Genomic DNA, 23,555 nt, shown 5'->3' with positions numbered 1-23,555 from the left:
TTTCGTTTAGGAAACTTTTCGATTTTCAATTTCAAGCTGTTGGTTGAAACGCTTCGTCTCGGCAATGACAACACCCGACAAGAACAAGAGACCAATCAAGTTCGGGATGGCCATTAAGCCGTTGAAGACATCCGATAACGCCCATACCAAGTTCAAGTTTGTCGTCATGGCACCGAGTCCCGCGACGAGTACAAAAGCAATCCGATAGGGAAGAATCGACTTTTGTCCGAACAAGTAATGGATGGAGCGTTCGCCGTAATACGACCAACCGAGCACGGTCGAATAGGCGAACAAAACGAGCCCGATTGTGACAATATAACCGCCGGCTGGTCCGAGGAACAGTTCAAATGTAGCTGAAGTCAATTCGACCCCTTCAAGTCCTGTCTCGATTTGACCACCCATGACGAGTGTCAATCCTGTCACCGAACAGACGACAAGCGTGTCCAAGAAGACTTGAGTCATCGAGACGAGCGCCTGACGACCCGGCATATCTGTTTTCGCTGCCGCTGCTGCGATCGGAGCAGAGCCAAGACCTGCTTCGTTCGAGAAGACACCACGTGCCACCCCGTATCGAATGGCAGCTCCGATGGCCCCTCCACCGATTGCTTCTGCACTGAACGTACTGCTAAAGATGAGTGCGAACGCATCCGGAATCAGTGAGTAATTCATCACCATGATGATGAGACCGCTACCTAAGTAGAAGGCAATCATGACGGGGACGAAGTAACTGACCACTTTCCCGATGGAACGCACGCCTCCGAGAATGACCGCTCCTGTAAAAATCATAATGAGAATCCCTGATATGTAAAGTGGTACGTCAAACGTTGTTTTGAGCGCAAGCGCGACCGAGTTCGTTTGGACCCCGTTTCCAATACCGAACGCCGCAATCGATGCGAATGCAGCAAATGCTACTGCTAACCATCGTTGATTCAACCCTCGTTCTAGATAGTACATCGGTCCACCAGCCATTTGACCGCGCTCATCAGTGACCCGATACTTCACGGCAAGAACTGCCTCTGCGTATTTCGTTGCCATCCCAAAGAAACCGGACACCCACATCCATACGATGGCTCCCGGTCCTCCTAATACGACCGCTGTCGACACCCCGACGATATTCCCCGTACCGACAGTCGCCGCCAGAGCGGTCATGAGCGCCTGGAAGTGACTGATGTCCCCTTTAGAGGATTGATCCTGATTTTTCGAAAACGCCAATTTCAACGCATACGGTAATTTGGTGATTTGAATTCCACCTAGACGCACCGTCAAGTAAATGCCTGTCCCCACAAGCAAAATCAAGAGCGGTGGTCCCCATACAAAGTTGGACACCGTACTCACCCATTCACTAAATGATTGCCCCATACAAAGTATCCCCTTCCCCCGAAAAATAGTGTACACCTCTATTTTTTCAGAATACTTAGAACAATGCAAAAGTATTGTACTAAAACAACTGATTCATTGTTTGTTCTGTACAAAAACAGCGAGACGAACTCAATCGTCTCGCTGTGACTCAGGTTTCTCTCGTTGTAAAGGCGCTTTCCAATCAAATGTATCCGGAACATAATCGAGCCCGCCTGGATGAAACGGCTGACAGCGAATGAGTCGGCGAGCGGTTAAATAACTGCCTTTGACAGCCCCATGTTTTTCGATTGCTTCGATTCCGTAGTGCGAACAGCTCGGATAAAATCGGCACGTTGGCGGCTTTAATGGTGAAATAAAACGCTGATAACCTTGAATCCCTTTTACTAGTACACGTTTCACACGATTTCGCCTCACTCTTTTGAATTAGTGCCATCATAGCGCGATTTGAAACGTTTGTCATGTTCGTCGATTCCTATGTCAAATCGTTTTCCATCTCTTTACAAATGAGCAGGATGGGCGATATTCGAGTGTATGTTTGTTATGATAGTCAACATAACTATTGACCGAATCGAAAAGAAGAGGTGACGAATGATGAATCAACTACTAATGGTCGGTGCAGGATCGATGAGCGAGGCACTCGTTCGCGGGTGGATCGACTCGGGCATCGAACCGACACACATCACAATGACAAACCGAAGTGACCGGGAGCGTTTACTCTTCCTACAAGATGAACTCGGCGTTCAAATCGTCGAGGACGAAAACGTGAACGACTATGACATCGTCGTATTAGCGATGCAACCAGATGGCGTCATGCCATATGTAGAATCGAAAGAATGGAAGACACCGTTACTCGTCTCGGTCGCGGCACATATCGAACCGAGCCAGTTAGAAGAGGCTTCAGGGTTACCAGCCGTATGCGCCATGCCGAACACGCCTGTCGCCTATCGGAGCGGGATGACGGGTCTATGGTTCGGTCCAGAAACTGATGAGGCTGATCGCGCAAAAGCGACTTCTCTCTTTGAACGGGTCGGACGAACGGCCGTCACCGATGCGAAGACGATGTCGGCCTTTATGGCTGCTGCCGGGTGCAGCCCGGCCTTCTTCTATGAAATCGTGGGTGCGATGACGCCCGTCCTAACGGATGTCGGTTACGATGAACAGACAGCGCGTCAAATTGTCGCTCAAGCGATGAAAGGCTCCGCTGAGTTGTTGTCTCATGAAACACGGAAGACGAATGAACTGATTGCCGACGTGGCCGCTCCAGGCGGACCGACAGACCGAGGCGTCGGCGTGCTTCAGGAACGGAACCTTGCTGACGTGATGGCTTCAGCCTTGCGTGAAAGTGCCAAAGAAGATCATGAAACGATCGAGAAACCATAAAAAATGGATGGAAGCGACTCGCTTCCATCCATTTTTTCAATTGATTGTATGTATGATGGACACAATCAAACCCACCACTAAAATCCCCGGTAATAAATTGGCCACGCGAATTTTAGTGATTCCAACCAAGTTCAAGCCAATCGCCACAATCATGACTCCACCGGTCGCGGTCATCTCTAAAATAAAGCTGTCCATGAGCGACTCCGGAATGAACTTCATGATTTGAATGGCGAGTAACGCGATTCCGCCCTGATACAGTAACACTGGAACTGCTGAAAACATGACCCCAATCCCAAGTGTCGAACTTAACACGAGGGCCGTAAAACCATCAATCAACCCTTTCGTGTATAACACGTCATGATCACCACGTAACCCGCTATCGAGCGCCCCGATAATGGCCATCGCCCCGATCACGAAAATGAGCGTGGCCGTTACGAATCCTTCCGCTACACTCGATTGACTCCCAAGGCGCCGTTCGAGCCGATAACCGACTTCATTCAATAATTCATCTAACTTCCACCATTCCCCGAGCGCAGACCCGACGACTAGACTTCCGATGACGATTAAGAAGTTCTCACTTTTCATCCCCATTTGAATCCCAAGCAAGATGACCGCAAGCCCGATTGCCGCCGTCACCGTCTCTTTCATACGCTCCGGAATGCGGTGAAATAAGAGACCTAGCAATGCCCCGATGACAATTAGTCCGGCATTGACGAGGGTTCCCGTTAGAACCATGTCGCATTCCCCGTTTCATTATGTATTGAAAGGAATATACCAATTGCTTTCGTGCCATGTCAATATACAAAAAAAAGAGCCACTTCTCGCAAGAAGTGGCTTCGCGGAAACCCATGTTCCGGTGGGTTTCTCGAGGGTTTGGCACCCAAGTGATTCTGACTGGGCTCGAACCAGCGACCTCTACCCTGTCAAGGTAGCGCTCTCCCAGCTGAGCTACAGAATCAGGTCGTGTCCTCTCTTAAGGACACTATTAATATATCAAGAAACTATTGAGTTGGCAACAACTTTTTTTATTTATTTAGAGACTTTTTTATCGTGTCATTTGTTGACGGTCGATATGTCGACATAACCGCTCCAAGTCACCCGCATAAACGGAGACGAGCATATCCTTATAGAATGTATCTCGATCCCAGTGAAGACCATTCGCCTTAGCGACACGTTGAGATGGAACGTTGTCCGGATGAATCAGAGAAATAATCTCCTTCTCGCCTTCCGTAAAAGCATGCTGCATCAGACGCGCGGCGGCTTCTCGACCATATCCCATATGCCAATGCTTCGGTGACAACCAATACCCGACTTCCAACTCGATTTTACCGTCCAATTCATGCAATAACGTACCTGCGTGACCAATCGGTTCATCACTGTCAAATGTCATGAGCTTCAGGAGACCGGTCTGGCGTCCTGTCTCATAACGAGCCAATTGACGTTCAAACCACTCAATCGTCTGTTCGTCAGTGTACGGTCTCCCATCCGGACTGATGAAGCGCATCACCCGAGGATCTTGGAGAAGCGATTTGACAAAATAGAAATCAGAAAGCGTATACGGTTCAAACCGCAAACGTTCAGATTGCAACTCGACAAGATGCATCGTTTTCCGCCCCTTTCTTTCATCTCATAATCTGAATTATTAAATTCCCGTTTTCAGCACATTTCAACCCTTTAGGCCACAACTTTTAATCCGACCACACTCCCAATAATCAACGTCAAATAAAAGATGCGCCAACGACTTTTCGATTCGTTCAAATAGAGCATCCCTAAAATGACGCCGCCGGCCGCACCGATACCTACCCAGATGGAATAGGCAAGACTAAGAGGAATGACCTCAAGTGATTTCGATAACCAATAAAAGCTGAGCGCAAACGATAAAATTGATGCAATCGACCATTTTAAAATCTGGTATCCTTTCGATTTCCCCATAAAGAAAACGGCTGTCATTTCAGCAATTCCTGCTCCAATCAGATAAACCCAACTCATGCCTCTTCCCCTCCTGTCACTTGCTTCAATCCGATGATGCCGATAATCAACGTCGTCACAAGGATTAGTTTCCATCTACTAAGCCCCTCGTCAAATAAGAAGGCACCAACTATGACTGTGCCGACCGCTCCGATTCCTGTGAATACGGCGTACCCCGTACCGGCAGGGAGCGTCCGAAACGCTTTCGCCAATAATCCGAAACTAAGAATCAATAACACGATTGTCCACAATGTCGGACCTAAAACCGTGAAGCCTTCAGACAGCTTCATCGTCGTCGCCCAGACGATTTCGAGTAGTCCTGCAAACAGGAGGGAAATCCATGCACCCTTCTCTTTACTCATCCCAACCCACCCCTTTCTTGAAAATTCGAAACGCAGCTTGTTGTCGCATCTCCCGATCCTCTTCAAATGTGAATAACGACAGTAAGGCGCCATCTAAAAAGCAATAGTACGCAGCATATAGTTCATCGAGCGATTGTACCGGTAAATCGCCACGCTCCATCGCCAGTCGAAATTGTTCTTTCTCAAATCGTTTCAGCTTGGTTTCGACCGTCCCGATGACTTCCTCGATATACTCTCGAAACTCCGGGGGAGGGACAAGTAACATTCGTTTCGTCAACATCCATGTCTCATGATCACTAAAGAAGGACGTGAGCGTGTTGACGATTGACTCGATTCGTTCTAAAGGTGGTCGTCCTACCGTATCGTCACAAGTTGTCTGCCATACTTCTTCGTAACGATTCGCCATATCTGACACGACTTGTTTGAACAATTGTTCTTTCCCATCGATATGGGCATATAAAGAAGCCTTGCGAATCCCTACATCTTCCGCCACTGCCGCTAGTGACAACCCTTCGTAACCTTCCCGTGCGAAGCGTGTGCGAGCAGACTGCATGATTTTTTCTTTTGTATTCATGTCATTCACTCTCCTTGTCTTACACTCTAACTAACGAACGGTAGGTAGTAAAGTCAAGCAATTGTATTTTGGTTCATGATTCTCCACAATACAAGTAGAAAGAGGTGACGAAAGATGATTGAACAATTGAACGTGTCGATTCCGACGGAGAAGGTACGTGGTCAAAAGCGGATTGTCCGCGTATTTCGACCAGATTGGGTCGACGTCAACACTCCGCTTCCCGTCCTGTACATGCATGATGGACAAAATGTGTTTTCTGGAAACACTGCTACATATGGAGAAGGCTGGGAAATCGATCGTTGCATCGATCTGCTACGACTCCCGCTCATGGTCGTCGCCATCGCGAGCGCCCCGAACTGGCTGGACCGTTACGATGAGTATTCATATGAGGAAGATGAGATGCTGTATCGACGGATCGGACCCGAATTGGCAAGAACTCGTCCAACACTCGGTGGCCAAGGTCGTATGTATACAGATTGGCTCATGAACGAATTAAAACCACGAATTGACAGCGAGTACGCTACTGACCCAGAAGATGTCGGGGTCATGGGGAGCTCGATGGGAGGTGTCATCTCTCTATACATGATGGCGACCTATCCTTCTATTCGACGAGTTGGTTCCCTCTCCACTGCGGCATGGGCCAATCTTGATCCATTGATCCGAGAAATGAAACATGCTGAGTTCGCCGGTAAACTATATATGGACATTGGCACAAATGAAGAGAGCGGACCTATCACTCCAAGCGACTACCTGTTCACGAATGCGAAACTGATTGACGTCATCGTGCAAAAAGGAATCGCTTTCCGATATGAAGTCGAACCAAATGCGATTCACAACGAATCGGCCTGGCGTCGCCGCTTGCCTCACGCACTGCGCTATCTATACGATTGCACGTAAAAGAGCGAATTCCGTAACTTTCGGAATTCGCTCTTTTGTTTAGATGACCCAGTTCCCGTCACGCATGATTGCTTCACGCGTCCCGTCTTCCCGTTCACCATCGATATTCATTTCGGCTGACCCGATCATGAAGTCAACGTGTGTCATCGAATCGTTCGCCCCGTTCGCTGCGAGCTCTTCTTGTGACATCGAAGGACCCCCTTCGAGACATGTCGAGTACGCACGTCCGAGCGCCAAGTGACACGATGCATTCTCATCAAACAACGTGTTATAGAAGAGAAGACCAGAATTCGAGATTGGAGAATCATCCGGAACGAGCGCTACTTCACCGATACGACGCGCACCCTCATCCATATTCAACAATTCATCAAGAGCCGCTTGCCCTTTTTTCGCCTCCGCTTTGACGACTTTCCCACCTTCAAACCAAAGGGTGAACTCATCAATCAAGTTCCCGCTGTAGCTGAGTGGTTTTGTACTCGATACGTGACCTTCCACAGAATCTTTATCTGCGAGCGTGAAGACCTCTTCCGTAGGCATGTTTGCGATAAAGTCGATGCCATCGACGTTCGGGCCGCCACCGCCAAGGAAGACGTGTTTTTTCGGAAGTCCGATCGTCAGTTCCGTCCCTGGCGCTTTGTAATGAAGCTTCGCATATTTCTTCTCTGTCAACAGCTTCGCACGGCTACGGAGTGATTGATCGTGTTTATCCCATGCCGCGACGACATCTTCTTGATCCATCCGTGTCGCTGCGAAGATGGCTTGCCATAATGCCGCAACCGCATCATCGCGTCCCGGGAATACTTTTTGTGCCCACGCCTCTGACGCACCTGCGACGATTGACCAGCTCACGTTGTCGCTCATCACATACTGACGCCACTTCGCGAGCGCTTGTCCTGCTGCACGGTTCGCATCCGAGATACGTGACGATTCCACACCATTCAACGCATCCGGGTCATCACTGACGATTGACAAGAATGCCGTCTTCTCTTCAGCCAATTGCTCAAAACGGGCCTTCAACCAATCTGGAAACTCTTTGAATGAATCCGCTGGTGCATTGAAATAACGGATTTTCCCTGTTTCTTCGTCGCTCCAGTTGACGAATACTTGCTTCGCTCCGGCTGCATAAGCAGCCTTCACCACGTGACGGACGAGTGGTGCCTGACTGATGTCAGCACGTACTTCTAATTGTTGACCAGGTTGAATGTTCACACCTTTTTTCACCGCTAATTCTGCATAGCGTGCGAAATCTGCCTCTGTCGGCATCGAAATCTTAGACATATGTATCGTTCCTCCTTTTCAGTTATCTTTATTTTCTTAAATTTCAGGAAAAGTTGCAACCAATGCGCAAAAACGGGCATATTAGTAGATGAAGAAAGAAGGAGGAATCCAAATGGCAGATTGGAAAACAACATACACACATTTTTTAAAACAAGCGAAAGAAGACATCCGCGACCGAGAACAATTGGGCGACTTGCTCGTTCAAGGTGAACGCGCACTCGCAAAAGTCACAGTCGATGTGGCATCCAATGAAATCAGTAACATCGAGCGTGAAGAAGAACTGACACTTTACTTCCAGATGAAACAAATGCTGAATATGTTACGCGCGCTTTACAATGAACAATTTGAGATGCAAGCAGATAAACAAGAGGAGCTCGTTGCGGCCATCCTGTACTTCGTCTCCCCATTCGATGCGATTCCAGACGATGTCCCGCTCGGACTTTTTGATGATGCTCAAGTCATCGATTACGTACATGAGCAATTAGCGAGTGATATCGATCGATTCCATAATGACATGTGAGACTTGAAATGAGGTAAAAGTAGCAGTACGCTTGCAGAAGACTTACAAAAAGGAGGCGTCAGGCCTAGCCATTATCTATGTATGCAAAATCTCGAAAACGGGTTGCCCTTGAAACGGTACTGTTCATCATTGCCGGGACAATCCTTCAGTCTGTCTTTGTCAGCTTACTGCTCAAACCAAACGAAATCGGTTCTGGGGGAATCGTCGGAATCACGTTGATTACGAATGAACTGTTTGGAACTCCCATCGGTTTGACACAGCTCGTGCTTAATATCCCACTCTTTTTATTGGGACTAAAATATTTGGGACGTCGATTTATCTTGATGACAGGAATTGTCGTCGTACTTTCCTCTATCCTCATCGATAGTTTGCCAGTCTTGATTCCCCCGACCCCACTCGATGATCCGCTCGTCGCTTCGGTGTTCAGCGGAATCGTTTCAGGGCTTGGACTCGCACTTCTCCTCTTTGCAGGAGCTTCCACCGGTGGACTCGACATTCTAGGGAAAGTCATCTATATGAATAATCGAAACTTGTCGTTGCCTAAAATCTTTCTGACACAAGACATCATCGTCTATGTGTTGGTTTTCATCGTCTTTGACATCAAAGCTGTCATGTACGCGCTTGTGTTAAGCTTCGTCAGATCCCGAACGCTGCTTACGATTCATAAATTCTTCGCTGCCCAAAAGCAATGCTTCATCATTTGTCAAAAAGCAGACGAAATCAACTTGGTCATCAAGCAGAATTTGAAACGGGGCGTCACCATCATGGATGCGACAGGCGGATATTCGAACGATTCGAAAAAAATGCTGTACGTCGTCGTCCAGAACAATGAAATCCCACGCCTTCGTCAAATCGTGTCTGAAATCGATTCTGAGGCGTTTGTCACTGTGTCTGAAATCGATTCAGTCGTCGGAAACTTTAAAGAACACTCCTATACACTGTAAATCTAAAATTTTCGACAACAATATAGATTGTTGTCGATTTTTTTGTGTAATCTTTGTTCACCTGTTCCGATAATAAATAAGAGCCCCATACATATACAGAAGGAGGTGCATGAGTTGTCTGCTTACTCGTTGCGCCAATACGTTCCGGCGATTCTCATCGGAACTTTTTCTACCGGACTTTTATTTTTATTTTTAACCCCGCACGACTTACGACAGATCACGTTGTTCATCTATTATCTCGTCATATCCGGGGCCGCGATTGGTTTTAGCGGAGTAGCAATCTTTAAACATAGAGGGATGCGGCGTTTTATCCATATTTTGATTAGTGCAGGAAATGTATGTTTCACGCTGTACTTATTGATGCACTATCATTCAATCAACGACAATACGCAGTCCTTGTTGTTCCTTCAAAATTTCTTTTATTTAATCATGGCTTTAATCGTCATCACGCAATCGATTGAGTTTCGTACTTTGAAACTGCGCACATTCGATTTAATCGCCCTGTTTAGTTTCCTTTTGATTGGCGGACTTCATATTTGGTTCTTTTCAACGCAAGCCGTCTCGCTCGTGTCACAGTTGAGCGGATTTGAAGAGCAGATGTTACTCATCAGCCTCTATATGATGCTCGCATTCCTGTACTTAAATCGAGTCGTCTCAGCTGGTCAACAGTTCCGCATTTTATTGCTCATCGGAATTCTTGGATTCACGATTGCATCGATTGCTAACACGCTGTTTGTCTTTTCGGGAATCACACATGAAGTGATTCACCTTTTACAAATCAGTAGTATCTTGACCATCTCGATCAGCTACTGGGTCGATGATGTATCGGAAGATGTACTTGCCTACGATTCCATTGTCGATTATGTGCTGTATAGTGTGGTCGTCATGATGTTTTTACTCGCTTCCGATCGTCTTCTCGGAACATCCGTGATGGACTCGATGATTGCAAATGCCGTCCTCTTGTTGCTCATTCGTCAGTTTGTCGTCTCCAAACAGAACGCACTCATCAGTCATCGCTTGCATTCCGTCAACACAGATTTGGAAGTTGCCGTGTCGACGAAGGCACATGAATTAGAAATTCGTGAACAGCAATACCGTTCGCTTTTTGCCTACCATTCAGAACCGATTTTCTTATTCGACTTGCATGGCGAAGTGTTATCTGTCAACGAGGCCGGCAGCTCTATCTTAGGACTGACAACCGAAACACTACTCGGCTCGAACATCTTAGACATCATTGAATCGAAAGACCGTGCACCTTATACCATCATTCTTCAAGAGTTGACGAACGGTCGTCCCCGAACAATCGATGTGCGTGTGATGACCGACGAAGGGGAAACACGCGTCTGGCAATTGGTCAACGTCCCAATGATCATCGAGGGAGAAGTCGAGGGCATCTACGCTATCGCTAAAGACATCACCCAGATGATCGAGCAACAAGAACAAATTCTGTATCAAGCTAAATTCGATAGTTTGACCGGTCTTCATAACCGCTACGCACTTCAAGAGCAAATCGAACGCTTGATCGAGGAAGGGCGTACGTTCACATTGATGTTTTCCGATTTGGATGGATTTAAAGAAATCAATGATCAATTCGGTCATCATATGGGTGACCAGTTATTACAACATATCGGAAAACGGCTGCGGACTGCACTCTTGCCGAACGAATATGCCGGGCGACTCGGGGGCGATGAGTTTATCGTCGTCGCGGAACATGGAGACGATGAGATGTTGACGGAACGATTGCGGCGACTTGTCTATCGTCCCCCGTATTATATGGCCGGGACACTCGTCGAAGTACATGCCTCGATCGGGATTGTCCGCTTCCCGGAGCACGGGAAAAAATTAAAGCACTTGCTTTCGAATGCCGATTTGGCGATGTATCGCGCGAAAGACAAAGGTCGTGACGAAACCGTCATGTTCGAACCAGAGTTACGGGAGGACAAGGAAGAGCGGAAAGTGTTGATGGAAGGGCTTGAAACCGCACTTGAAAAAGGCGAGATTTCCCTTTTCCTTCAGCCTCAAGTCGATGCCTCGACGAAGGCAATCATCGGAGCAGAGGCGCTCATGCGCTGGCAACATAACGGTGCGTTCATTCCGCCAAGCCAGTTCATTCCGATCGCTGAAGAAACGGGACACATTCAGGATTTAGGTCGTTGGATGATTCATGAAACATTCCAATTAATCCACGTGTTTGAACAAGGGGACATCCACTTACCAAAACTATCCGTTAACCTGTCCGTCCGTCAGTTGTTCGATGAACATTTGATTGATTATTTAAAAACACTATTCGAACGGTTCCCGATTGAGCCGTCACGCCTTAATTTTGAATTGACGGAAACCGTTGCCGCACATCACTCAGATCGTGTATTAAATCGCATTTTAGAATTAAAAGCACTCGGCATCAAGCTGTCCATCGATGATTTCGGAACAGGGTACAGTTCACTCGCATACCTTGTCCGCTATCCAATCGATGAACTGAAGATCCCTCGTGAGTTCACGATGCAGCTTGAAGAGAATCGCGAATATCAAATGGTCACGACGACCATTGTCGCCATGGCACGCCAACTCGGTATGGCGCTCGTTGCCGAAGGTGTCGAAACCGAGTACCAGGAGACGTTCCTTCGTAAAATCGGATGCGATTCCATGCAAGGATATCGCTATGCGAAACCGATGCCGCTCGATGAATTTGTCATTTACTACATGAAACACACAACGCCTTGAACCGGTTATTCGGTCCAAGGCGTTTTTTCATCTCATCTCGTACACTTTGACTTCTCCCGGTTTCAAATCGACGACGAGATTCCAATTGTCATCAAACGAATGCTCCGGATACGGCCATGAGTCAGGTGAATAGACCATCTCCGCAAAACGACTCGCATTCCAATTTCGACGTCTTACCCCATCAAGCGTGACGACTCCTCGTAACGTATCAATCATGTTCGTATTCGCTACGACGAGCAATGTATCATTCGTTTCTGGCCGTAACCAAGCGAATCCAATGAATGTGGCGAACGGTTCATTTAAAACGAGCGGTTCAAAGTGATTCGGATCAACGAGCACATCCAACCATCGACGTCGAATTTCAGCCACTTGATGCATCACTTCAATCATTTCATCCCGTTCTGGATGGTCCCAATGAAACTGATATGCATCAAAAAACGCAAGCTTGCCGAAATAAGGGTCCGTCGGGAAGAGTTGATACGCCTCTTCCGGTCGACAATCGAGTCCAGTGTTCATCGGTTGTGTCTCATACAATTCAAGCCCCGAGTTCGTCATCGGGACCCCGTTTGGCATAAATCCGTTTAACACCGTCAACAAGCGACTTGCCTTTCGTCCACCTTCCCGTGTCGCGAGACGACGTGTATCGGCCGTTTCACCTGCCGCAAATACTGGTAGAGGTAAAAAGCGTGAATCATATAAGAATTGATGAGTTTCATGCGTGTTGAATCGCGGTTCTTTATAGAAGCCATATCCGATAATCATGTTATAGCCAGCATCCTTCGCCGCCCAGGCTCCAGACTCGATGAGTTCTTCAGCGATAAAGCTGAAATTCGAATCGATGGCACGCGGTTGTTCCAAAATTCGTTGTGCTAAATCAACCGGAAGGGCATGACCCATATCAATACGCGCCCCATCTATACCGTATGCCCGTTGATAGTGAGGAATGATGTCAGCGAGCATCTCCCAAAGGGGTTCATTGATCTCATTTCCTCGGAATTGATTGGATTTGATCGAGTCAAACAGAATATAAGGCGCAATGTTCGCATCGTTCACATAAGGTGCCGCTGCAAGCGGATGGTCTAAGAAAAGTCGGAAATAGGTTACGTCTGACCATGGTGGTTGCGGGTCATTGATACAATCCGAGAAAGCAGGTGCAGTTGTCAATCCGAACTCTCGTTCAATCATCGCCAATACGTTTTCTTCTGGATGCTCGAGCAACGTGTTACGTACACGACCCCACTTCTCCGCATCAATCAAGTTCGGTGCCATGGAAAACCGTCGCAAGTGTTGCCATACGTCTTCTGAGTTATACACCATCGGCAAGAAAGCAAATTCCGGTTTGACGTTCTCCCCAATGCCCGGAACATATGGCGGATGATAGTAATCGACTTCCGTCAAGGGAATCCAGTAAAACCATTCCGGGTTTTCTAAGATGAGACGGTTATCTCGGGCACACGTCCGCGGGATGACATCGATGACGACACGAATCCCTACCATGTGACAGGCCTCCACGAATGCGGCAAATTCTTCTTCGACCGTCATCTCGTCACCAGTTAACGTTTCCTTCAACTCTTCATCGATTGCGAAAAAGTCTTGCACGGCATAAGGAGAACCGAATTCACCCTTCTTGTTTTTATGGCTGTGTTGCGAAATCGGTAAGAGGAATAATGTATCGATCCCCATATAGAGAAGATGTGGAATCAATGCAAGCGCTTTCACAAAAGTGCCTGTGTCTTTCATTCCCACTGAATTCTCCATTTCAACGTAACCCGACCCATCGTGGTCCCATGAGGTCGATGTACGAACTTGCATGGAGTAAACCGATGCCCGTTTGATCCAATCCCCTCCGGTTTGTAAATGTCCGTCTGCAAGCGCAATGGAAGTACGATAGTCGCGACTTTCATGTGCATACGGGAAAATCGTTTTTTCAATCGTTTCCAACAAAAAATCATACGGATTGACACGTTCCACCCCATCTCGAACCGGCTCGGAATGGAAACGCATGCGATTCCAAAGACTCGGAATCTCATAGGTAAGATTGGTTCGCTTGTTTCGTAAAACCTGGCACAGCTTGTGTAACGTCGAGTTCTCTGCCATACTGACTCTCCTTATGCATCTAATTGTCTTCTCTCATCAAGAGACACTACTCTTAATGATTATACATTTCCCCGTTTTTTCCTTTTTCAAAAAAATATTTTCTGTCGTTTTAAAAAAAATCATGTACGATGTAGAAGAAAGGAGGGTCACGATGTCACAACGAAAGTGGATTTTATTATGGATCAGTTTATCAATCTTATCTATTTCGATTATTTTTATTTTTATTTTTCAATTGAAAGAAACAAATGAGCGTCTCGAAACCATTCAAGGCGAACAACTCGACTCCTATGAATCGATTGAAGACGTGATGTATTATAACGTCGAACGGGCAAATGCCATCCGTGGATTACTCGCATATGAAGACCGACACTTTTTAGAGATGTACTATAGCATGTCTCGACAAGCCAAAGACCTTAAACAATCCATCATCGATGACCCGGACACACCGAGCTCTGTCCTCGATTTACTCGAACGAGATGCCATTTGGGAAAAGGAAGCCGACCGCGTTCTCGTCATCTATGAAGAAGGCGACTTAGTGAAAGCGACGGCTGTCGCAGAAACGATGACAGAACTTCGGCAAACGATTTTAGAAGATTTACGGTCTCTCAAACAAATGCAATACAAAGACATTCATAAAGAGTTGATTGCGGCAGAGAATCAAGTATCTTTCTTGACACAAGTCCTTTTCACCATCACTTTTTTACTTCTTGCTATTATTGTCATCCTCACCTTTATGTTGTTGCGCATTAAAACGCATCACGACAGAATCGAATAAAAAAAGAAGTGTCTCAGGTACAAAACCGAGACACTTCTTTCATGATGTCATACGAAGTAACCGCGTCGCGTTCGCGATGGCAAGAAGCGCCACTCCCACGTCCGCAAATACCGCTTCCCACATCGTTGCGATGCCGAACAATCCTAAAAGCATGACAAGTGCTTTGATTCCAAAGGCAAGGAAAATATTTTGCCAGACGACGCGCTTCGTTCGTTTGCCTAGCTCAATGGCCCGAATGACATCCGTTGGCGCATCATGCATCAATACCACGTCCGCCGCCGTGACTGCTGTATCGCTTCCGACGCCACCCATGACGAGACCGACGTCTGCCCGGGCCAAAGCCGCCGCATCATTCATACCATCCCCGACGAAAGCAACTTTACGCGTTCCGAGCATCCGTTCGATTGCCTCCACTTTCTCGTGCGGAAGCAACTCCCCTCGTACTTCATCCAATCCGAGTTGCTTGCCAATTTTTGTAGCGACTTCTCGACGATCTCCAGATAGCATGACCGTCTGGATTCCGATTCGTTTCAATTGTTCGATTGCAGCCATCGCATCCGGCTTTACCGTATCCATCAGTTCGATTCGTCCAAGCCAACGATTATTCTTCATCACATGTACATTCGTCCCGATTGACGAATCTGCAATCACTTGACCTAACCGTTCCATGTAACGGGCACTCCCTACATACACCTCGTCGTCACCACCTCGTGCACGGAGACCATATCCTGGCTCCTCTTGAATCGATTCAAACGCTTGAACCTCCCCAGCACGACGGACGATTGCTTGCGCAAGAGGATGATTGGATGCTCGTTCGACCCGAGCAGCTAAATGTAACAGTTCATTAACGGTGATACCGTCTGTCGTCACGACATCGGTCACTTCAAATCGTCCGGTCGTCAATGTCCCTGTTTTGTCGAAGACCACTGTATCCACTTCAGTCAACGTGTCAAGGAACTCGCCACCTTTTACAAGAATCCCTTGTTTCGATCCAGAACCGATCCCCCCGAAATAACCTAACGGGATAGAAATCACAAGTGCACACGGGCAACTGATGACGAGAAAAATCAAGGCCCGGTAAATCCATTCATTCAAGTCCCCTACAAACAAGGGTGGAACGAATGCGACAAGTGTCGCCATGACTACCACAATCGGCGTGTAGACTTTTGCCAATCGTGTGATCATTTGTTCCGTCTTTGCTTTCTTTCCATTCGCCTCTTCGACGAGAGCAATCATTTTTTGAAGGCTCGACTCAGCCGCAAGTTTCGTCGTTTCAACGACGAGACGCCCCTCGATATTGACCATACCTGCCAACACTTCCTCGCCCGCGCTCACTTGCCTTGGAACGGATTCACCTGTCAAAGACGATGTATTTAGGGAACTCGCCCCACTCACGACGAATCCGTCCATCGGGACTAGTTCTCCTGAACGAATGACGAGATGTGACCCAACCGACACGTCTTCCGGCAATCGTTCCATTTCCTGACCCGCCTCGAGTACACGCGCTCGGGTCGGTTTCATATTCAACAAGGACTGAATCGATTTTCGGGAGGCGCGTACCGCCCGTCCTTGCACGTATTCACCGAGCTGATAAAACAGCATGACTGCTACCGCTTCCGGGTATTCTGAAATGGCGAATGCCCCGATTGTCGCAATGGTCATTAAAAATTTCTCGTCAAACCATTCCCGGTTCCATACGTTCCGGATCGCACCGTATACGACGTCGTAGCCAGCAAGTGAATATGCCGCAATGAATCCTAAAGTCGAATCTGTCCAAATGGCAATTGAAAAAATAAAAGCAGCCATAAGGAATCTCCAAAGCATCCAATCTCGTCCTACGGTTTGATCGTCGTCTTGTTTAACAAACTTTGCTCCCGGTTCAATCCGTCCCATCGTCTGCTCAATCGACTGAAGCGTCTTGTCACGGTTTGACTGGTCCACCCACTCAATCACCATACGACTCGTCGCAAAATCAATTTGACAAGATGCGACTTCTTCACGTTTCGATACATCTCGCTCAATCTTAGCTGCACAATTCGTACAGGTAATACCGGACACAGGTAGTACGTCTCGATTTTTCATCATATCCCCCCAACATTCAAACGTTCATTTGAATATATCGTAACGTGAATTTTAATCGAAGACAAGTACCAAAAAAATGACCGTCCCCATTCGAGGGACGGTCATTGGACTTAAACGTCTTTTTGTTCTTCACTATGCGTCAATGCAATTTCAACGAGCTGTCTTACGTGTTCATCATCCAATGAATAATAAACGACTTTCCCTTCTTTACGATACTTTACCAACCCTTGTTCGAGTAACGTCCGTAAATGGTGAGATGCGGTCGCGTTAGAGTGGCCGATAACGGCGGCCACATCGCATACACATAGTTCGTGTTCGAGCGTCAACACATACAGCACTTTTAAACGGGTCGGATCAGCGAATGCTTTAAACAAACGACTGACTCGAGGCGCATCTAATTGCGCCAAGGCGGTTTGTAGCGTTGGAACGTCCTCAGATTGAATCCCAATCGTTTCACACTGTGGCACTTTCATTTTTTTCACCTCGTCTTTTGATGAGTATAGTGTAGCAAAAAATCCCGAATATATCTGTTATATATTATAGTTGACTTTACGCCACCTGTTATAATACAATCATGATAACAACCAATACCGTGACACATCTACGAAGGAGGCATTTTCATATGAATGAATGGGCAAGCCGACTCGAATCATCTGTCGAGTTTTATCAAAAACTACCGGACAAAACGTGCCAGGAATGCGGGAAGCATATGGATGAACAGTGCGAGTCATACGAAACGACTTGTGCTTCATGTACCGAGAAGCTTCAACTTGCAGAATAAAACAACGCCCCTTCGAAATGGAAGGGGCGTTGTTTTAGATGGACCATCCGATATAAGCAGCCAGTATTCCAAACAGATATGTCGCAAGGAGATAAAGTCCGAATCGAATCCAGTCTTTTGTCGCAAACCGCATCAATTCAAGTTTCAAAGTCGAAAACGTCGTAAACGACCCTAAAAATCCAATCCCTAAAAAGAGAAGGAGCGACGGATGGCTCGTGTGGGCATATAAATACCCAAGAGCAAACGAACCCGACACATTGACGAATAATGTTGCAAATGGAAAGGTGGAATCAGACCACCGTTTCATCAGTTGACCGATAGCAAAACGACACATCGCACCAAAAAAGGCACCTGTCGCAATCCACATGATTGTCACTCTATTTCACCTCACCTTTTCGTCTCACGCCGACACGATAACCAAGCCATGAGCTCCCGAGTCCAAGCGTGATACTCAGAAAGACGTATAGAAGCGCCAGCCCGATTCGACTTTCCTCTAATAATCGAATCGTTTCAACACTAAACGTAGAGAATGTAGTGAAGGAACCGATCATTCCGGTCCCTACAATGGTGACGAATTGAGGAGAAGGTTTGCCTGTTCGAAGAAACATGTGTGTCAACCACCCCAACAAAAAACTACCGATGAGATTAGTCAGAAGAGTTGCGACGGGAAACACACTTGATCCCAGTGAATCGACCATCAAGCCGAGTCCATAGCGAGCCAAAGCACCGACCGCCCCTGCTAGTCCAACGTATACGTACAGCATTGAATTCCTCCTCCACGAAAAAGACACCTGCAACGCAGGTGTCGATTGAGCTAAAACGATTATATCAAGCTGTCTTCATTTACGAAATAGCTGCTGGCGCCAAAACGGCTTCAATCGCTTCGAACGCTTGGTCGAGTTCTTCTTTCGTGATCACGAGCGGTGGTGCCAATCGAATCACGGTCTCATGTGTTTCTTTACAGAGAAGTCCTCGCTCTTTTAGCGCCTCACAGTAAGGACGAGCCGACTCCGTCAACTCAATGCCGATAAAGAGTCCACGTCCGCGAACGTCACGAATCATCGGATTGTCGATCGACTTCAAGCGATCCATGAAGTACGCCCCGAGTTCTAGCGAGCGTTCCGGTAGGTTTTCTTCTTCTAACACTTCAAGAGCCGCGACGGAGACAGCCGAAGCAAGCGGGTTTCCACCAAACGTCGACCCGTGCGAGCCTGGGTTGAAGACCGAAAGAATCTCCTGATCAGCTGCAACACATGAGATTGGGAAGACTCCGCCTCCGAGTGCTTTTCCGAGAATATACATATCCGGTGTGACGTCTTCCCACTCGATGGCAAACCACTTTCCAGAACGACCAAGTCCAGACTGAATTTCATCTGCGACGAAGAGGACATTATGTTCTTTACAGAGTTCAGATGCCCGCTTCAAATAACCAGCCGGTGGAATGATGATTCCAGCTTCCCCTTGAATCGGTTCAACGATGAACGCCGCTGTATTCTCTGTGATCGCCGCTTCGAACGCGTCGATATCACCGTATGGCACAACTTTGAACCCTGGCAATAATGGTCCGAATCCACGCTGATATTCCGCTTCTGTCGACATCGACACAGCAGCCATCGTCCGTCCATGGAAGTTTCCTGAGCAGACGATGATTTCCGCTTGTCCCGGAATGCCCTTCACGTCATATGCCCAACGACGTGCTGTCTTCACGGCCGTCTCGACCGCTTCAGCACCCGTGTTCATCGGTAACACCATCTGTTTCTTTGTAAGCGTTACCACTTTGTCGTAAAAACGTCCGAGTTGATCGTTATAAAAAGCGCGCGACGTCAACGTGATCTTATCCGCTTGATCTTTAAGCGCTTGGATGATCTTTGGATGACAGTGTCCCTGATTGACAGCAGAGTATGCACTTAACATATCCATGTAGCGATTCCCCTCAGGATCGGTTACCCAAATCCCTTTCGCCTCCGAAATGACAATCGGTAGTGGATGATAGTTATGTGCCCCGAACTTCTCTGTCAACTCAATCACTTCATGTGTTTTTGACATATTGTTTCCCCCTTATTCAAAACTATCTTACTCTTTCAGTATATGACGTCCCTGTTTCTTTTGACAATGACGAACTTAAGCATTCCTTGAATTGGCAAATTAAGGTACACTGACATTAGAATATGCTTTTCGCATGACAGATTGGAGGAAATGATGTGGCTTCATTGCGTGATTTATCGGTAGATCAGTTCATCGATGCTTTGTCTGTCCCGTGTTGTTATATTTCTCAAGATGGTACGGTCCTATTATGGAATGAACACGCCGAGATTCTATTCGGCTGGGAACGTCAAGAAGTCCTCCATCAACCGCTGCCGGTCGTCCAGCAGCTTGACCATGCACTCGAGACGTGGTCACCACTCCTCCTTCAATACCCATTCTCGACAACGGCAATGACACCGTTTCAACATAAGGATGGTTCCGTCATTTATGCGACTGCCTACTTACAATCGTTTTCGCTCGAGAAAATCTATGGCTATTTTTTAGCGTTTCTCCCAAAAGGATTTGGACCTCTCATCAGTACAGAACAATTCAATCTACTTCATCATTTTCAAGAGATGATCAAACAGTCCACGCATTACTTGGCGACAAATGCGAAAGGGGAGATTGTGGATATCAACCCATCGTTATGCAGTCTACTCGATGCGACGGAGCAACAGCTAATCGGCCACGAATGGTTCAATCTCATCCATGATTCGAGTGACCAAGACGAGATTTCGCGTAACGTCTTAAAATCTCTAGCGACGAATAGAGTTTGGAACGGCGAGATGCCGATCTCCTGTAAGCAACATGAGTCAGAGCCGTGTTGGCTCAACTTGACTGTCGTACCAATTGTTAGTGAGAAGAATGAAGTGATTCAATATACCGCCTTCGGATTTGATGTGTCGGAAAAGAAACGCCTTGAAAAGGAAGTCCAGTCCCTCGCTTATCAAAATGAGTTGACCGGACTTTATAATAAGAAAGGGTTTTTACGTCGTTACGACTCCATCCTTCAGCAAATCGACGAGCGAGAAGGACTCTTTCATATTGCCTTGTTTGATATCGACCGCTTCAAAATCATCAATGAATCATTCGGCTCTCGTGTCGGGAACGAACTCCTGATTCAAATCAAGGAGCGCGCACTTCATCTCATTCCGGAATCCGCTCTTTTATTCCATCCTACGGGCGGACTGTTCGGTGTCATGTTCTTCGAGGAATCTAAGGAAGAAGTGTTCCAAGTACTTCGACATCTACAACACGAGCTGCAACGTCCGTTCCGGATTTACCATCACTCCATCATGGTATCGATTTCGATTGGATGCGTGTTTTATCCGTCATCGGCAAGTTCGCTCGAGGAACTGTATACACGTGCTGAAAGTGCCCTCTTCAAAGGGAAACAGATTGGCGTCGGTACGATTCAATTCGTGACAAAGGATATGGATGCTGCCTTCTCTAGACAGATCCATATTGAGAAGGCGATGTATCGAGCTCTTGAAGAAAAGCATTTTTATCTTGAATATCAGCCAAAGTATGAACTCGCCACAGACCGTCTCATCGGTTTTGAGGCACTCCTTCGTTGGCATCATGAAGAACTCGGACAAATCCCGCCTTCAGAGTTCATTCCGCTCGCGGAAGAGATGGCACTCATCGTTCCCATCAACAACTGGGTCATCTTAGAGGCAACGAAACAACTGAAAGCCTGGAAAGCCGAGTTCGATCAACCGCTTTCGATGGCAATCAACATTTCGCCTAATCAATTTCGGAGTGACAGTTTTTTGAATACGTTACGAAACATCAAGCAACAACTCCAGCTCGACCCAGCAGACGTCATCTTGGAAATCACGGAAAGTCTCGTCATGCAAAAGACCGATGAAATCATCGAACGCATGGAACAAATCAAGCGCTTGAACTATCGACTGTCGATTGACGATTTCGGAACAGGCTTCTCGTCCTTGCAGTATTTGAAGTCCTTCCCGGTCGATGAACTCAAAATCGATAAAGTCTTTCTCGATGATTGGATGGCATCCAAATCTCATCTCCTCGATGTCATCGTCCATCTTGGGAAGAGTTTAAATCTCCACGTCGTCGCAGAGGGAGTCGAAGATGAAGAGATGTTGGCACACTTAAAGTCGACAGATTGCGATTCTTTCCAGGGCTATTTATATGCGAGACCTGCTTCACCAAGTGTAATCGAACAATTACTCCGATCATCAAAAAACTCACCGAACGCTTGAGGCGCCGGTGAGTTTTCTTATAGGGCGATTGTGGCTGTCCAAAGCCCATAAATGCCATAGGTCGCACATAATAGAATAATCAAGGCAATCAACGACTGGGTACGGGTCAAAAATGGTCGTCCTTGTTCCCGTTCTGCCAAAAGAAAGACGAAGATGCCGGGTGCGTATAGAATCATCGCAATCAAGACATACTCGACTCCCGAAGCGTAGAGTAACCAGGCGGCGTATAGCGAGGCAATCCCGCAAACGACCATCAACCGTAGCGACGTCGTCCGCTTCGCCTCCATCCATCCATAGAGTGCCGAGAATAGATAAGGAACGAGTGCTGCGATTCCAGCGATGCTTGAAAGCACGAGATACGTCTGTTCTGAAAACAAGGCGATGGCCGTAACGACTTGAGTGAACGCTTGGGTGATGAATAGCGCGTTTACCGGTGTCTCGTTCGCATTCAAACGGTGAAATACTTTCGGAAACACCCCATCTCGGCTCGCTACGTACGAAATCTCCGTCGCTAAAATCGTCCAGCCGAGCAATGCGCCTGTTAATGACACGAGCAGTCCGATGTTAATCAATGTTGCGCCGAACGGGCCGACGACCGCTTCTAACACATATGCCATCGACGGTTCAGGCAACGCAGCGAGTTGCTCCTGTGTCATGACACCAAACGAGAAGATGGAAATCATCATATATATCAATAAAGTTCCAATCAGACCAATGACCGTGGCACGACCGACATCTTTTTTATGACGTGCGCGCGACGACAACACGACCGCTCCCTCGATCCCGACAAACGCCCAAAGTGTGACGAGCATCGTTGACTTCACTTGTGGAAACACATCCGCCCAAACAAACCCTGTTTCTCCCCAAAAATCGACTTGGAACGTATCGATTCGAAAGGCGAATACGATCAACACGATAAACAAGATAATCGGAACGAGTTTCGCAATCGTTGTTACGATATTGAGAAGTGCCGCTTCACGCATCCCGCGTGAAATGAGCCAAAATAAACCCCAAATCAGAACGACACTCACGAACAAGCGAAACAGTCGGTGTTCTGCTGAGAAAACAGGGAAAAAATAAGCCAATGTACTGAAAATCAACGTGATGTTGGCTACCGTCCCAATCCAAGCCGACATCCAGTATCCCCAGCCGCTGTTGAATCCAACAAACTTCCCGAAGCCTTCACGGGCATAAGCATAAATTCCACCTTCTAGCTCTGGCCGCGTGTTGGCTAAAAACTGAAAGACAAAGGCGAGCATAATCATGCCGACCCCCGTAATTCCCCATCCAATTAAAACTGGTCCGACCCCTGACCCTTGTGCCATGGCACCAGGCAAGTTAAACGCACCTCCACCAATCATAGTCCCAACGACCATTGCCGCTAGACCGAAAAAGCCGATTCCGGCTGAATGTTGTTTCAAGTTAACGCCTCCACTACTACTCTGTCTATACGAATAACTATACAAAAATATTGTATAATCATTCGTAGATTTTTTTATTCTACTTCCTGCAAGGATTGCTGAATAGTCATTCTGAATAAGTTTATATTTTCGGATAATTT

At 47.1% G+C, this 23,555-nt stretch carries 23 protein-coding genes and 1 tRNA gene; 8 read left to right on the top strand and 16 right to left on the bottom strand.

Features of this window, described 5'->3' with window-relative positions:
- Nucleotides 1-6: 6 nt before the first annotated feature.
- Both KNO68_RS12635 and yidD read right to left on the bottom strand, forming a co-directional pair.
- Nucleotides 7-1,359 carry an alanine/glycine:cation symporter family protein gene (locus KNO68_RS12635; protein WP_214685527.1) on the bottom strand — a complete coding sequence of 451 codons (1,353 nt, stop codon included), beginning with the start codon at nucleotides 1,357-1,359 and terminating at the stop codon, nucleotides 7-9.
- 129 nt (nucleotides 1,360-1,488) lie between these two features.
- Nucleotides 1,489-1,758, bottom strand: coding sequence for a membrane protein insertion efficiency factor YidD (gene yidD / locus KNO68_RS12630; RefSeq protein WP_015880777.1), 270 nt, complete (start codon nucleotides 1,756-1,758; stop codon nucleotides 1,489-1,491).
- Between the two features lie 192 nt (nucleotides 1,759-1,950).
- On the opposite strand from yidD, the gene KNO68_RS12625 reads away from it, so the two are divergent.
- Nucleotides 1,951-2,739, top strand: coding sequence for a pyrroline-5-carboxylate reductase family protein (locus tag KNO68_RS12625; RefSeq protein WP_251024998.1), 789 nt, complete (start codon nucleotides 1,951-1,953; stop codon nucleotides 2,737-2,739).
- A 36-nt stretch (nucleotides 2,740-2,775) separates the two neighbouring features.
- Here KNO68_RS12625 and KNO68_RS12620 read toward each other — a convergent pair whose 3' ends face one another.
- From KNO68_RS12620 to KNO68_RS12595, 6 genes are all read right to left on the bottom strand, one after another.
- Nucleotides 2,776-3,474, bottom strand: coding sequence for a DUF554 domain-containing protein (locus KNO68_RS12620; RefSeq protein WP_214689120.1), 699 nt, complete (start codon nucleotides 3,472-3,474; stop codon nucleotides 2,776-2,778).
- A gap of 150 nt (nucleotides 3,475-3,624) precedes the next feature.
- Nucleotides 3,625-3,697, bottom strand: a tRNA-Val gene (locus KNO68_RS12615).
- Between the two features lie 87 nt (nucleotides 3,698-3,784).
- Nucleotides 3,785-4,342, bottom strand: coding sequence for a GNAT family N-acetyltransferase (locus KNO68_RS12610; protein ID WP_015880774.1), 558 nt, complete (start codon nucleotides 4,340-4,342; stop codon nucleotides 3,785-3,787).
- A 71-nt stretch (nucleotides 4,343-4,413) separates the two neighbouring features.
- A complete protein-coding gene (locus KNO68_RS12605) occupies nucleotides 4,414-4,728 on the bottom strand; it encodes a DMT family transporter (RefSeq protein WP_015880773.1) in 315 nt (104 codons plus the stop codon).
- Nucleotides 4,725-5,069 (bottom strand): DMT family transporter, encoded by a 345-nt coding sequence (locus KNO68_RS12600; RefSeq protein ID WP_214685520.1) that lies wholly within the window; start codon nucleotides 5,067-5,069, stop codon nucleotides 4,725-4,727. Before KNO68_RS12600 ends, KNO68_RS12605 begins: the two co-directional genes overlap by 4 nt.
- Nucleotides 5,062-5,643, bottom strand: a complete 582-nt coding sequence (locus KNO68_RS12595) for a TetR/AcrR family transcriptional regulator (protein WP_215112591.1) — start codon at nucleotides 5,641-5,643, stop codon at nucleotides 5,062-5,064. The genes KNO68_RS12600 and KNO68_RS12595 overlap by 8 nt, the downstream gene beginning before the upstream one ends.
- 114 nt (nucleotides 5,644-5,757) lie before the next feature.
- Here KNO68_RS12595 and KNO68_RS12590 point away from each other — a divergent pair, with 114 nt between their 5' ends.
- A complete protein-coding gene (locus tag KNO68_RS12590; RefSeq protein ID WP_214814419.1) occupies nucleotides 5,758-6,540 on the top strand; it encodes an alpha/beta hydrolase in 783 nt (260 codons plus the stop codon).
- Nucleotides 6,541-6,579: 39 nt separating this feature from the next.
- Here KNO68_RS12590 and KNO68_RS12585 read toward each other — a convergent pair whose 3' ends face one another.
- Nucleotides 6,580-7,818, bottom strand: coding sequence for an aminopeptidase (locus tag KNO68_RS12585; RefSeq protein WP_214685517.1), 1,239 nt, complete (start codon nucleotides 7,816-7,818; stop codon nucleotides 6,580-6,582).
- Between the two features lie 112 nt (nucleotides 7,819-7,930).
- On the opposite strand from KNO68_RS12585, the gene KNO68_RS12580 reads away from it, so the two are divergent.
- The 3 genes from KNO68_RS12580 (at nucleotide 7,931) to KNO68_RS12570 (ending at nucleotide 12,003) form a co-directional block, all read left to right on the top strand.
- The gene (locus tag KNO68_RS12580) at nucleotides 7,931-8,338 is read left to right on the top strand and encodes a YkvA family protein (RefSeq protein WP_015880768.1); all 408 of its coding nucleotides are present in this window, start codon (nucleotides 7,931-7,933) and stop codon (nucleotides 8,336-8,338) included.
- A gap of 77 nt (nucleotides 8,339-8,415) precedes the next feature.
- Nucleotides 8,416-9,282 carry a YitT family protein gene (locus KNO68_RS12575; RefSeq protein WP_015880767.1) on the top strand — a complete coding sequence of 289 codons (867 nt, stop codon included), beginning with the start codon at nucleotides 8,416-8,418 and terminating at the stop codon, nucleotides 9,280-9,282.
- Nucleotides 9,283-9,396: 114 nt separating this feature from the next.
- Nucleotides 9,397-12,003, top strand: a complete 2,607-nt coding sequence (locus tag KNO68_RS12570) for a putative bifunctional diguanylate cyclase/phosphodiesterase (protein ID WP_214873795.1) — start codon at nucleotides 9,397-9,399, stop codon at nucleotides 12,001-12,003.
- 27 nt (nucleotides 12,004-12,030) lie between these two features.
- Here KNO68_RS12570 and KNO68_RS12565 read toward each other — a convergent pair whose 3' ends face one another.
- Entirely contained in the window at nucleotides 12,031-14,100 is a 2,070-nt protein-coding gene (locus tag KNO68_RS12565; RefSeq protein WP_214873797.1) for an alpha-amylase family protein, read from the bottom strand.
- A gap of 151 nt (nucleotides 14,101-14,251) precedes the next feature.
- Between KNO68_RS12565 and KNO68_RS12560 the strand changes: the two genes are divergently transcribed.
- Nucleotides 14,252-14,875, top strand: coding sequence for a hypothetical protein (locus KNO68_RS12560; RefSeq protein ID WP_078146294.1), 624 nt, complete (start codon nucleotides 14,252-14,254; stop codon nucleotides 14,873-14,875).
- Nucleotides 14,876-14,914: 39 nt separating this feature from the next.
- Here KNO68_RS12560 and KNO68_RS12555 read toward each other — a convergent pair whose 3' ends face one another.
- Both KNO68_RS12555 and KNO68_RS12550 read right to left on the bottom strand, forming a co-directional pair.
- Nucleotides 14,915-16,957, bottom strand: coding sequence for a heavy metal translocating P-type ATPase (locus tag KNO68_RS12555; protein WP_215112592.1), 2,043 nt, complete (start codon nucleotides 16,955-16,957; stop codon nucleotides 14,915-14,917).
- A 110-nt stretch (nucleotides 16,958-17,067) separates the two neighbouring features.
- On the bottom strand, nucleotides 17,068-17,430 hold the full coding sequence (locus KNO68_RS12550) for an ArsR/SmtB family transcription factor (RefSeq protein ID WP_015880762.1): 363 nt from the start codon (nucleotides 17,428-17,430) through the stop codon (nucleotides 17,068-17,070).
- A 149-nt stretch (nucleotides 17,431-17,579) separates the two neighbouring features.
- Between KNO68_RS12550 and yhfH the strand changes: the two genes are divergently transcribed.
- Nucleotides 17,580-17,738 (top strand): protein YhfH, encoded by a 159-nt coding sequence (gene yhfH / locus KNO68_RS12545; protein WP_015880761.1) that lies wholly within the window; start codon nucleotides 17,580-17,582, stop codon nucleotides 17,736-17,738.
- A gap of 34 nt (nucleotides 17,739-17,772) precedes the next feature.
- Here the strand turns inward: yhfH and KNO68_RS12540 are convergent, their stop codons facing one another.
- From KNO68_RS12540 to KNO68_RS12530, 3 genes are all read right to left on the bottom strand, one after another.
- On the bottom strand, nucleotides 17,773-18,105 hold the full coding sequence (locus KNO68_RS12540; RefSeq protein ID WP_078147891.1) for a fluoride efflux transporter FluC: 333 nt from the start codon (nucleotides 18,103-18,105) through the stop codon (nucleotides 17,773-17,775).
- A 10-nt stretch (nucleotides 18,106-18,115) separates the two neighbouring features.
- Nucleotides 18,116-18,502 carry a fluoride efflux transporter CrcB gene (crcB, locus tag KNO68_RS12535; RefSeq protein ID WP_214689106.1) on the bottom strand — a complete coding sequence of 129 codons (387 nt, stop codon included), beginning with the start codon at nucleotides 18,500-18,502 and terminating at the stop codon, nucleotides 18,116-18,118.
- A gap of 79 nt (nucleotides 18,503-18,581) precedes the next feature.
- Nucleotides 18,582-19,784, bottom strand: coding sequence for an ornithine--oxo-acid transaminase (locus tag KNO68_RS12530; protein WP_215112593.1), 1,203 nt, complete (start codon nucleotides 19,782-19,784; stop codon nucleotides 18,582-18,584).
- 155 nt (nucleotides 19,785-19,939) lie between these two features.
- Between KNO68_RS12530 and KNO68_RS12525 the strand changes: the two genes are divergently transcribed.
- Nucleotides 19,940-21,994: a sensor domain-containing protein gene (locus tag KNO68_RS12525; protein ID WP_215112594.1), complete on the top strand. Its 2,055-nt coding sequence runs from the start codon at nucleotides 19,940-19,942 to the stop codon at nucleotides 21,992-21,994.
- Between the two features lie 17 nt (nucleotides 21,995-22,011).
- Here the strand turns inward: KNO68_RS12525 and KNO68_RS12520 are convergent, their stop codons facing one another.
- A complete protein-coding gene (locus KNO68_RS12520) occupies nucleotides 22,012-23,415 on the bottom strand; it encodes a basic amino acid/polyamine antiporter (RefSeq protein WP_215112595.1) in 1,404 nt (467 codons plus the stop codon).
- Between the last annotated feature and the right edge of the window lie 140 nt (nucleotides 23,416-23,555).

This window comes from Exiguobacterium sp. s75, assembly GCF_018617145.1.
Classification (GTDB): Bacteria; Bacillota; Bacilli; order Exiguobacteriales; family Exiguobacteriaceae; genus Exiguobacterium; species Exiguobacterium profundum.
Note: the sequence above shows the minus strand (reverse complement) of the source record. Positions and strands in the feature narration are given on the sequence as shown.